At 57.7% G+C, this 11,177-nt stretch carries 9 protein-coding genes; 2 read left to right on the top strand and 7 right to left on the bottom strand.

From position 1 onward, the window contains the following. Positions 1-437 precede the first annotated feature (437 nt). Together ACQCLF_RS09020 and ACQCLF_RS09015 are read left to right on the top strand one after the other, a co-directional pair. Positions 438-1,022 carry a sigma-70 family RNA polymerase sigma factor gene (locus ACQCLF_RS09020; protein WP_426986424.1) on the top strand — a complete coding sequence of 195 codons (585 nt, stop codon included), beginning with the start codon at positions 438-440 and terminating at the stop codon, positions 1,020-1,022. Then, entirely contained in the window at positions 1,019-1,717 is a 699-nt protein-coding gene (locus ACQCLF_RS09015) for a ChrR family anti-sigma-E factor (RefSeq protein ID WP_426986422.1), read from the top strand. Before ACQCLF_RS09020 ends, ACQCLF_RS09015 begins: the two co-directional genes overlap by 4 nt. A gap of 136 nt (positions 1,718-1,853) precedes the next feature. Here ACQCLF_RS09015 and pnp read toward each other — a convergent pair whose 3' ends face one another. The 7 genes from pnp to rimP all read right to left on the bottom strand — a co-directional run bounded on the left by pnp (position 1,854) and on the right by rimP (position 10,909). Next, positions 1,854-3,995, bottom strand: coding sequence for a polyribonucleotide nucleotidyltransferase (gene pnp / locus ACQCLF_RS09010; protein ID WP_426986420.1), 2,142 nt, complete (start codon positions 3,993-3,995; stop codon positions 1,854-1,856). 223 nt (positions 3,996-4,218) lie between these two features. Then, a complete protein-coding gene (rpsO, locus tag ACQCLF_RS09005) occupies positions 4,219-4,488 on the bottom strand; it encodes a 30S ribosomal protein S15 (RefSeq protein WP_426986418.1) in 270 nt (89 codons plus the stop codon). A 161-nt stretch (positions 4,489-4,649) separates the two neighbouring features. Beyond that, positions 4,650-5,615, bottom strand: a complete 966-nt coding sequence (gene truB, locus ACQCLF_RS09000; RefSeq protein WP_426986416.1) for a tRNA pseudouridine(55) synthase TruB — start codon at positions 5,613-5,615, stop codon at positions 4,650-4,652. Next, on the bottom strand, positions 5,615-6,013 hold the full coding sequence (gene rbfA / locus ACQCLF_RS08995) for a 30S ribosome-binding factor RbfA (protein WP_426986414.1): 399 nt from the start codon (positions 6,011-6,013) through the stop codon (positions 5,615-5,617). Before rbfA ends, truB begins: the two co-directional genes overlap by 1 nt. A 128-nt stretch (positions 6,014-6,141) precedes the next feature. Further along, on the bottom strand, positions 6,142-8,871 hold the full coding sequence (gene infB / locus ACQCLF_RS08990; protein WP_426986412.1) for a translation initiation factor IF-2: 2,730 nt from the start codon (positions 8,869-8,871) through the stop codon (positions 6,142-6,144). A gap of 58 nt (positions 8,872-8,929) precedes the next feature. Further along, positions 8,930-10,402: a transcription termination factor NusA gene (gene nusA, locus ACQCLF_RS08985; protein WP_426986410.1), complete on the bottom strand. Its 1,473-nt coding sequence runs from the start codon at positions 10,400-10,402 to the stop codon at positions 8,930-8,932. 42 nt (positions 10,403-10,444) lie between these two features. After that, on the bottom strand, positions 10,445-10,909 hold the full coding sequence (gene rimP, locus ACQCLF_RS08980) for a ribosome maturation factor RimP (RefSeq protein ID WP_426986408.1): 465 nt from the start codon (positions 10,907-10,909) through the stop codon (positions 10,445-10,447). Positions 10,910-11,177: the final 268 nt, after the last annotated feature.

The raw sequence follows: 11,177 nt of genomic DNA, 5'->3' as shown, positions 1-11,177 counted from the left end.
ATTCGGGCGCAAAAGAAGCGGCTTGGCACAGTCTCTTGCAATGTGCCACAGTCACCACACGTTTGTCACACGTTTAATAGGAGGCTTCGGACAGGAGGTAAAAAAAGCCCGGCGGGAGGCCGGGCTGCAATAGCTGCTCGCTGGAGGCAGGGATTACATAGCCGGTCGACCAAACGAGGCAGGACATACCCGTTCAAAACGCCTATACTCGGCCGACACCTGTGTATTCATACGCTGCGACATCGTATCTGGATCAATAAGCCGCCAACGCTCAAGTGTCGCCTCGGTTAACCATACCGATGATCTAAATTCACCAAGTGCCCGTATCTCTCGGTTAGCCCGATGTTTCGCCCAACAGGCGGAGCCCCGGCCCGAATCCGATAATTCCTGAGGACGAGCGAGGCACTGTAATGTTGAGGACTAAGGCAGCCAATCCCATGAGAGGCAACAATACCAACAACGGGAGTGGCCCAAACTGGGGCGAGCTGCTGGCGAAGGTCGCCAACGACGGTGACACTGCCGCTTTCCGCAAGGTGTACGATCACTTTGCTCCCCGTATCAAAGCCTACGCCATCAATCAGGGCATGCACCAGCACGCCGAAGAGCTGGTCCAGGAGGTCATGACCAGCGTGTGGCGCAATGCCGGCAAGTACCAGGATGCCCTGGCATCAGCATCCACCTGGATTTTTACCATTACCCGTAACCAGCGCATTGATCTACTGCGTAAAAAAGGACGTACTCAGGCGGAAATGGCCGTGGATACGGAAGAGCTGTGGCAGATTCCGACCGAGAATGACACGACAGTGCATTCCATCCAGGCGATTTCGACCGAAAAGCGCATGCGCGAGTCCATCCTCGAGCTGCCCGAAGAGCAGATGATCGCTGTGCGCAAGGTGTATTACGAAGGAAAAACCCACCAGGAGGTCGCAGAGGAGCTGAACGTCCCGCTGGGCACCCTGAAAGGGCGTTTACGGCTTTCCATGAAGAAATTGAGAGTAATGTTAGAGGCAACCGACTTATGAGTACACATCATCCCGATGATCTCACACTGCTGGAGTACGCCGCTGGCAGCTTGGGAGTTGCTCAAGCACTGGCGGTGTCTGTCCATATCAGTTTCTGCGCTCACTGTCAGCAGCATTTGCTGAGACTCAACGCCTTGGGTGGCGCCCTGTTGTCCACGACCGGCCCCGCCAGCGTGGCCAATGACGACCAGATTCCTGAACAGGAAGACTCCCATTGCCGGGAGCTCGATCAGGAGTTCGACGCGTTAATGGCTCGACTTCAGTCCGATCAGCGTGCTCCCGAGACACTCCCCGCACGCAAGGGTTTCAGCAATCCACTGGCGCGCTATCTGCCCGCGCCACTGGAGAATCTGGCCTGGCAGCGCCAGACACGGGAAATTGCCAAGTATGACTTGGATCACCTCGTGGACCAGGGTTCGGCGAGAGTGGCACTGCAGAGAATACGCGCTGGCGCCAGGGTGCCGGTTCATACCCATCATGGCAATGAGTTAACCGTGGTTCTCAGTGGCGGTTTCTCCGACGATCTCGGCCAGTACAACGCTGGTGATTTCGTGGCCCGCGACCCCAGTCACCATCACGCGCCTACGGCGCTGGATGACGAAGATTGCATCTGCCTGACCGTACTGGACGCTCCGATGCGATTCACCGGACCGCTGATGCGTTGGCTGAATCCCTTTATGGCCTGGAAAGCCTGAAGGCCAGAGCCTGAAGGTTAACCCAATTAAGAAACTTTTAACCCAATTAAGAAGCAAGGCCAAAAACCAAAAAGCCCGCGTTTTCACGCGGGCTTTTTGGTGGTGCCGATTTAACGGCGCTGAACGCCGAAAACGCTTACTCTTCGGCAGTCGGCTGCTCACTGGCTTGCGCCGGCTCGTCAGCGTTTGACGCTTCAGCTTTGGCTTCCTTGATGGACAGCTTGATACGACCGCGCTGATCCACATCCAGACACTTCACTTTGACCATCTGGCCTTCCTGCAGGTAATCACTAACGGCATTCACACGCTCATCGGCGATCTGCGAGATATGCACCAGACCATCTTTGCCCGGCAGGAAGTTGACGAAGGCGCCGAAGTCCACAATACGGACCACCTTACCTTCGTAAATCGCGCCAATTTCCGCCTCAGCGGTAATTTCTTCGATTTTGCCCACGGCGGCTTTCAGCGCATCGCCATCGCTGGCGTACACTTTAACGGTACCGTCGTCGTCGATATCAATGGAGGCACCGGTCTCTTCGGTAATACCGCGAATGGTCGCGCCGCCTTTACCGATGATGTCGCGGATCTTGTCCGGATGCACCTTCAGGGTCTCGAAACGCGGGGCATTTTCGCTGACCGCTTCACGGGATTCACCCAGCACTTTGTTCATCTCGCCCAGAATGTGCAGACGAGCGTTCAATGCCTGCTCCAGCGCGATTTCCATGATTTGCTCGGTAATGCCCTGGATCTTGATATCCATTTGCAGTGCGGTAACACCGCTGGTGGTACCGGCCACTTTGAAATCCATGTCGCCCAGGTGGTCTTCGTCACCCAGGATGTCGGTCAATACGGCAAACCCTTCGTCGTCTTTTACCAGACCCATGGCAATACCGGCCACTGGCGCTTTCAGCGGTACACCGGCATCCATCAGGGCCAGGCTGGCACCACAGACGGACGCCATGGAACTGGAACCATTGGATTCGGTGATTTCACTGACCACACGCAGCGTGTAGGGAAACTCTTCTTCGGTGGGCAGAACCGCGCCCACACCCCGGCGCGCAAGGCGGCCATGACCGATTTCCCGGCGACCAGTGCCTCCCATACGGCCACACTCGCCAACCGAGTACGGCGGGAAGTTGTAGTGCAGCATGAAGGGGTCTTTGCGCTCACCTTCCAGGGCATCAATAATCTGTGAATCGCGGGCATTGCCCAGAGTGGCCGTCACCAGCGCCTGGGTTTCACCGCGGGTAAACAACGTGGAACCGTGCGCTTTCGGTAAAACACCCACCTCGACGGCGATCGGGCGAACGGTCGTGCTGTCACGGCCATCGATGCGCGGCTCACCAGCAATAATGCGCGAGCGCACCAGTTGCTTTTCAATGCTGCCAAACAGTTTCTCAACGTCACCCGCTTCGATACCGGCGTCTTCATCCACCAGTTGCTCAACCGCCTGGGCACGCAGCGCGTTCAGCTTCTCGTAACGCTCGGCTTTATCCGTAATGCGGTAGGCTTCGCCAATACCATCGGCAAAACCGGCTTTAACCTTGGTTTCCAGCTCGGTATTCACCGCTTCCGGGGTCCACTCCCAGCGGGGCTTGCCGCCGTCACGCGCCAGCTCGGCACAGGCTTCAACAACGACCTGCATTTCCTGATGCGCATACAGCACCGCGCCCAGCATGATATCTTCCGGCAGTTCTTTCGCCTCGGATTCCACCATCAATACGGCGTCTTTGGTGCCGGCAACGACCATATCCAGTTCGGAGGTTTTCAGATCGGCGTAGTTCGGATTCAGCAGGTAGCCTTTCTCTTCGGTGTAACCCACACGGGCCGCACCCAGCGGTCCGTCAAACGGGATGCCCGAGACGGCCAGCGCTGCCGAGGTACCGATCATGGCAGGGATATCCGGGTCCACCGCTTTGCAGGTGGACATAACGGTACACACGACCTGAACTTCGTTCATGAAGCCCTTGGGGAAAAGTGGGCGGATCGGGCGGTCGATCAGGCGGGAGGTCAGCGTTTCTTTCTCGGACGGACGACCTTCACGCTTGAAGAAACCACCGGGGATTTTACCGGCGGCGTATGCACGCTCCTGATAGTGCACGGACAGCGGGAAGAAAGGCTGGCCGGGCTTGGCTTCTTTAGCCCCTACGACGGTACACAGTACCGAGGTTTCACCCATGGTTACCATGACAGCGCCGGTCGCCTGGCGGGCAATGCGCCCGGTTTCCAGGGTGACGGTTTCGCCGCCGTACTGAAATTTCTTGATAATCGGATTCACTCTTCTATCCTTCTCTTTTTCAGATATTCGGATTCGTCGCCTGCAACACTATTGCGCTGCCCGGCCACGGTTGGCTCACAGTCGCCCACACAACGGGCTGCCATACTTGGGGCCTCGAACGCCTACCCAGCCCTTTCGAGCCTGAAAGCCAGTGACGGCCCCCGGGAGTTCAAAACCCGGAGGGCCAAAATAAAGAGTGCCCGCGTAGCGGGCACTAACTCTCTTACCGGCGAAGACCCAGACGCTGGATCAGGTCGGCGTAACGCTTGGTGTTCTTTCCTTTCAGGTAATCCAGCAGCTTGCGGCGCTGGTTTACCATGCGGATGAGACCACGACGCGAGTGGTGATCCTGCTTGTGATCCGAGAAGTGTCCCTGCAGTTTGTTGATGTTAGCGGTCAACAACGCTACCTGAACTTCGGGGGAACCAGTATCACCTTCAGCCTGTTGGTACTCTTTGACCACGTTGGCTTTTTCTTCAGCACTCAGTGCCATAATCATTTCCTCACGTTAATATGCCATCATAGAAAACAGCCACACCCGCGCATATTTACAGGTGGGTTGTCTGCCCGGCGCCGAGGCGCCGGGGGTTGTCGGCCGAAGCCGACGAACTCAATAATACAGTCGCTTGTTAACGCGCACTCCCGACAGGCCGTTCAGGCGGCGGGAACGTTGGCGGCAACCAGTCGTTTGGGACAGACCCGCCCTTCGTCATCCAGCTCACCCAGCCCTAAGAACCGGGGTTCAGCGCCAGGATCGCCAGCCACAAAGACCCGCACCATATCACCTTCATCGCCCAGGCGATAGACCTGGGCGTCCATGACCGGGTTGCCCTGTCGGAAGTAATAACCACTGTCAGCGGGCAACTCCAGAGCGGGCAAAGACGCTACTGGCGCGTCGGCAGGCAGCAGATGGTGATCCAACTGTTCGGCCAGTCCATCGCCCCGTTCCGCTTCCAGAACCTCCAGGCTGATGGCATCCGCCACACTAAAAGGGCCACTGTGAGTGCGATGGAGCCGCTCCACCCGGGCACCACAACCCAGCACTTCGCCCACATCTTCGGCCAGTGTGCGGATGTAGGTGCCTTTGGAGCAGCGCACAGCCACATCCACTTCCGCCTGGGGACCCGCCCGGAAATCCAGCAATTCGATTCGGTATAACGTCACCGGCCGCGGCTGGCGCTCCACATCCTTGCCTTCGCGAGCCAGCTTGTACAGCGGTTGGCCGTTGAGCTTCAGCGCCGAGTACATGGGAGGCACCTGCTCGATGTCGCCCACAAACCTGGCCAGCGCGGCTTCCGCCTGCTCCCGCGTGACGGCCGAGGCGTCCGCTTCGTACAGCACGTCACCCTCGGCATCTCCGGTGGTGGTCACCACGCCCAGCCGAAAGGTGCTTTCGTAGCCTTTTTCCGCATCCAGCAGGAACTGGGAGAACTTGGTGGCTTCGCCAAAACACAATGGCAACAGCCCCGTGGCCAGCGGGTCCAGGCTGCCGGTGTGCCCGGCCTTGGCGGCAAACAACAGCCGCTTGGCCCGCTGCAGCGCGTGGTTAGAGCTCATGCCGGCCGCTTTGTTCAATAACAACACGCCGTCCAACAAACGGCCTTTGCGCCGACGCCCCATCAGCCCTCCTGATCAGTATCGTCTGGCTGATGGCGCGCTTTATCGTCCGCCACGGCTTTGTCGATCAAACTGGAAAGTTCCTGACCGCGAATGGCCGTTTTATCGTAGACAAACTGTAATTTGGGGACCGTGCGCATATTCAGCTCTTTGGCCAGCAGGCTACGCAGAAAACCCGCCGCGCCATTCAAGCGCCGCACACTTTCGGTACCCTCTTCGTCACTGTCATTGCCAACAAAGGTGACGTACACCTTCGCAAACGCCATGTCCCGGGTGACCGAGACATCATTAATATTGACCATTCCGATACGGGGGTCCCGCACCTCCTGGGGAATAAGCTGCGCCAGGAGTCGCTGAATCGCGTCGGACACGCGGTCCGCTCGGGTAAATTCTCTGGGCATTGCCCGCTCACCTCTGTTTCAAACCGTTTCCGTTGTCTCACGCCTGGCCTGTAAATCGTCCAGCCAGTAAGACAACAACGCCCCGACGACCGAAATCGCCGGGGCTATCGTCGAATTGACGTTCGCGCTTACAGCGCGCGCGCCACTTCCTTCACATCGTAGACTTCAATCTGGTCGCCGACTTTAACATCGTAGTTTTTCACCCCGATGCCACACTCCATGCCGTTGCGCACTTCGTTGACGTCATCTTTGTAGCGACGCAGCGATTCCAGCTCGCCCTCAAAGATCACCACATTGTCACGCAGTACGCGAATCGGTTTGTTCCGGTGCACGGTGCCCTCGGTCACCATACAGCCAGCCACCTGACCGAACTTCGGCGAACTGAACACTTCGCGCACATCGGCGATACCGACGATGGTTTCCACCCGCTCGGGCTCCAGCATACCGCTCAAGGCGCCTTTCACATCATCCAGCAATTGATAAATGATGCTGTAGTAACGGATTTCCACGCCTTCGGTTTCCGCCAGGCGACGGGTACCGGCCGCCGCGCGCACATTGAAACCAAACACAATGGCGCCGGAAGTCAGGGCCAGGTTGACATCGTTTTCGGTGATACCGCCGACGCCGGAGGAAACGATATTGACTTCCACCTCTTCGTTGCCAATTTCCATCAGCGCCGATTGAATCGCTTCCAAAGAGCCGCGAACATCGGCCTTGACCACCACCGGCAGAATTTTCTTCTGGTCGGTTTCCATGTTGGCAAACATGTTCTCAAGCTTGGCAGCCTGCTGACGCTGCAGCTTTTCCTTACGCTCTTTTTCAGCGCGGAACTCAGCCACTTCGCGGGCTTTACGCTCGTCCTCAAGTACCGCGAAATCATCGCCAGCACTGGGCGCCGTATCCAGCCCCAGAATTTCTACCGGAGAGGACGGACCAACAGCGGTGACTTTCTGGCCCAGCTCATTGGTCATGGCTCTCACACGTCCGTAGCTCTGGCCAGCCAGCACCAGATCGCCGTGGTTCAAGGTGCCTTGTTGCACCAGAAGGGTCGCGACCACACCTCGACCTTTTTCCACTCTGGCCTCTACCACTACGCCCTGGGCAGGCGCGTCGACTACGGCTTTCAGCTCCAGAATTTCCGCTTGCAGGGACACCGCTTCCAGCAACTCATCGATGCCGTCCCCGGTGTGGGCAGACACTTCAATAAACTGCGTGTCACCACCCCAGTCTTCCGGAATGACATCCTTCGCTGCCAACTCATTTTTCACGCGCTCGGGATCGGCTTCCGGTTTGTCGCACTTGTTGATGGCAACCACCATCGGAACGCCCGCCGCTTTGGAGTGCTGAATCGCTTCCTCGGTCTGAGGCATCACTCCGTCATCGGCGGCCACCACGAGAATGACCACGTCGGTGCACTGGGCACCACGCGCCCGCATGGCGGTAAAGGCGGCGTGGCCAGGCGTATCCAGAAACGCCACTTCGCCATGGCTGGTCGGCACCCGGTAAGCACCAATGTGCTGGGTAATGCCACCGGCCTCACCGGACGCCACTTTGGTTTTCCGGATGTAATCGAGCAGGGAGGTTTTACCGTGGTCGACGTGCCCCATCACTGTCACCACCGGGGCACGGGCTTCACCGTCGCCCTTAACGCGAACGCCCAGCTCTTCTTCCAGTTTATGCTCAATTTCATCGTCGCTTTTGAGAACCGGGTTGTGGCCGAACTCTTCCACCAGCAACTGGGAGGTTTCTTGCTCCAGTGGTTGGTTGATAGTGGCCATCACGCCCATTTTCATAAGCTGCTTGATCACTGCGCCCGACTTGACGTTCATCCGCTGGGCCAACTCGCCCACGGTGATGGTCTCGGGAATCTCTACATCGTGAATAATCTTACCTGTCGGTTTTTTGAATGCGTGTTTGTTGGACGCCTTGTGCGCTGCACGCACACTGCGACGGCGTGCCAGCACCTCTTCGGACTCGGTTTCCTCCTCGACCATGGCATAGAGATCGGCCTTGGAGTTCTTCTTCGGTCCCATGCCCCGCTTGCCTTTGCCAGCGCGTTTGCGGTGCTTGGAGCCTTCATCGTCATCAAACTCTTTGACGTGCCCCGGACGATCTTTACGCTTGGCCGCATCTTTCTCGGGCTGCGGAGCTTCCGCGGCCGCGGCCGCCCGCTCGGCACGAGCTGCTTCCTGCGCGCGGCGCACTTCTTCCTGCGCTTTCATTTCCGCCTCGCGCTGGGCTTCTTCGGCTTTGCGACGCTCCTGAGCGCGACGACGAATTTCTTCCGCGTCATCCACAAACGAGGAGCGCTCTGGTGCCGCCTCGCGGTTGGACTCACTCGGCTCCGGTGATGCTTCCGCTAGGCTTTCCTCAGGCTCCGAGGTCGCTTTGCGTTGCTCAGCTTCAGCTTTCGCACGCTCGATTTCAGCTTGCTCGGCGGCTTCGGCGGCCGCTTTTTCTTCTGCGGCTTTACGGGCACGCGCCTCTTCCGCGGCGGCGGTTTCCGCGGCAATCCGTTCCGCTTCTGCCTGCGCCTCTTCCTCTTGCTGCAGTTCCTCCGGATCGCGCTTCACGTAGGTGCGCTTCTTACGCACTTCTACATTCACTGTCTTGCGCGCCGAGCCACTGCCGGTTTTCAGGGTAGTGGTGGTCTTGCGCTTGAGCGTGATTTTACGAGGCCCGCTGGACTCCTCACCATGACTGGTCTTGAGGTAGGACAGCAGCGTCTGCTTTTCCTCATCGGACACCAGCGCGTCTTCTGTTTTCTGGCTCAAACCGGCTTCCTGCATCTGCTTAAGCAGACGCTCGACCGGTGCGCCTACAGACTTGGCGAGTTCGCTAACTGTTACTTCTGCCATTGTGTATCCTCAGTGTTGTTCGTTGCCCACGATGCCCGTTCCGCATAAGCGATGAGAATCAGGCAAACCAGGGCTCGCGCGCTTTCATAATCAGCGCCGCAGCACGCTCTTCATCCATGCCTTCGATTTCCAGCAGATCGTCAATCGCCTGCTCCGCCAGGTCCTCCATGGTGACGATGCCACGAGCGGCCAGGGTCTTGGCCAGTGCATCGTCCATACCTTCCATGTTAACCAGGTCTTCCGCCGGCTCAGAGCCTTCTTCCGTGGCCAGTGCCTGGGTCAGCAGCGCGTCTTTGGCGCGGGCGCGCAACTCTTCGGCAATATCTTCATCAAAACCTTCGATGGCCAGCATTTCATCCAGCGGTACGTAAGCCACCTCTTCCAGCGAAGTAAAACCCTCTTCCACCAGCACTCCGGCAACATCTTCGTCCACATCGAGGGCGTTCATAAACAGTTCGATGTAGCTGCCGGATTCTTCCTCCTGCTTGGACTGCCACTCTTCCAGGCTCATCACGTTGATGTCCCAGCCGGTCAGTTCGCTGGCCAGGCGCACGTTCTGGCCGCCGCGACCAATTGCCATGGCCAGGTTGTCCTCACTCACCGCCAGATCCATGGAGCCGGTATCTTCATCCACAACGATGGATTCAATTTCCGCCGGCGACATGGCGTTGATCACAAACTGGGCCGGGTTATCGTCCCACAGCACGATATCCACCCGCTCATTACCCAGCTCATTGGACACGGCCTGCACACGAGAGCCACGCATCCCCACACAAGCGCCGACCGGATCAATACGACCATCATTGGTGTTGACGGCAATTTTGGCCCGCAAACCGGGATCGCGCGCCGCGCCTTTGATTTCGATAACTTCTTCGGCGATTTCCGGAACTTCAATTTTGAACAGCTCGATCAGCATTTCAGGGCAGGAGCGACTCAGAAACAATTGCGGGCCTCGAATTTCACTGCGCACATCCTGCAGCAAGGCACGCACCCGGTCACCTACCCGGAAAATCTCACGGCCCACCAGCTGGTCGCGCGGCAGCAGGCCTTCGGCATTGTTGCCGAGGTCTACAATGATACTATCGCGTGTGACTTTTTTCACGGAACCGCTCACCAGTTCACCCACCTGATCGCGATATTCCTCGACCATTTGCGCACGTTCGGCTTCGCGCACCTTCTGCACGATGACCTGTTTGGCCGTTTGCGCCGCAATACGACCAAATTCAGCGTTTTCAATCTTTTCGCGGTGAATGTCGCCAACCTGCAGACTGGTGTCCTTTTCCGCCGCTTCTTCGGTGGTCAACTGGGTGCCAAGCTCAGCCAGCACATCGTCGCTTACCACCTCCCAGGTACGAAAGGTTTCGTAGTCGCCGGTCGCGCGGTCAATGCGGACTTCAATATTGGAGTCCTCATCAAAGCGTTTTTTGGTAGCGGTGGCTAACGCAGACTCGATGGCCTGGAAAATAATATCTTTTTCCACGCCTTTTTCATTGGATACCGCGTCAGCGACCAGCAGAATTTCTTTGTTCATGAGATTGCCTCGTTCAACTCCTTCACCCCGGGGGACATCCCCCTAGAAGCGTGGGACCACATTCGCTTTTTCAATCGACCCGAATGACAATGTGTGTTCGCTACCATCCACTATCAACACCACCGAGTCGCCCTCGATGGCCCGCAGCTGGCCCTTGAATTTACGCCGCCCGGCCACCGGAGCCCGGGTTTTCAGCGCAATCACTTCACCGATATAACGTTGATACTGCTCCGGTGTAAACAGAGGCCGATCCAGGCCCGGTGACGACACCTCAAGGGTATACCGGTTGGTAATCGGGTCCTCTACATCCATCACACTGCTCACTTGACGGCTGACGCGCTCGCAATCTTCCAGCGTTACGCCTCCGTTTTCAGCACTGCGATCAATATAAAGACGCAACGTGGAGTAGCGCCCCTGGGTCAGATACTCCATCCCCCAGAGCTCACATTCCAGCGCATCAACGACAGGCGCGATCAGCGCGTAAAGCTGTTCCTCTTTGGACGCCATGACAAGGGTTTACCTGTGTGACGGGGTGCCGCCCACAACAACCGGTCGCCAGTAGCAGCTTTGACCCTGCCCTGAACCGCCCGAAGGTAGCTGACCTGATGGGGGCAACTACAAAAAATGGGCCTAGAGGCCCATTTTTCGAAACTGCGGCCACAGGCCTCTGTGGCGGGGCTACACCCCTTTTTTCAAATACAAAAAAGCCCCTACCGGGGCTTTATCGACGGTCGGCTTCTTATCTGGGCCGACTTGGAAACCGAAAGAATCCGTT

The sequence above is a fragment of the Marinimicrobium sp. ARAG 43.8 genome, assembly GCF_050113635.1.
In the GTDB taxonomy this organism is placed as follows: Bacteria; Pseudomonadota; Gammaproteobacteria; order Pseudomonadales; family Cellvibrionaceae; genus Marinimicrobium.
This window is presented reverse-complemented; position numbering and strand designations above follow the sequence as displayed.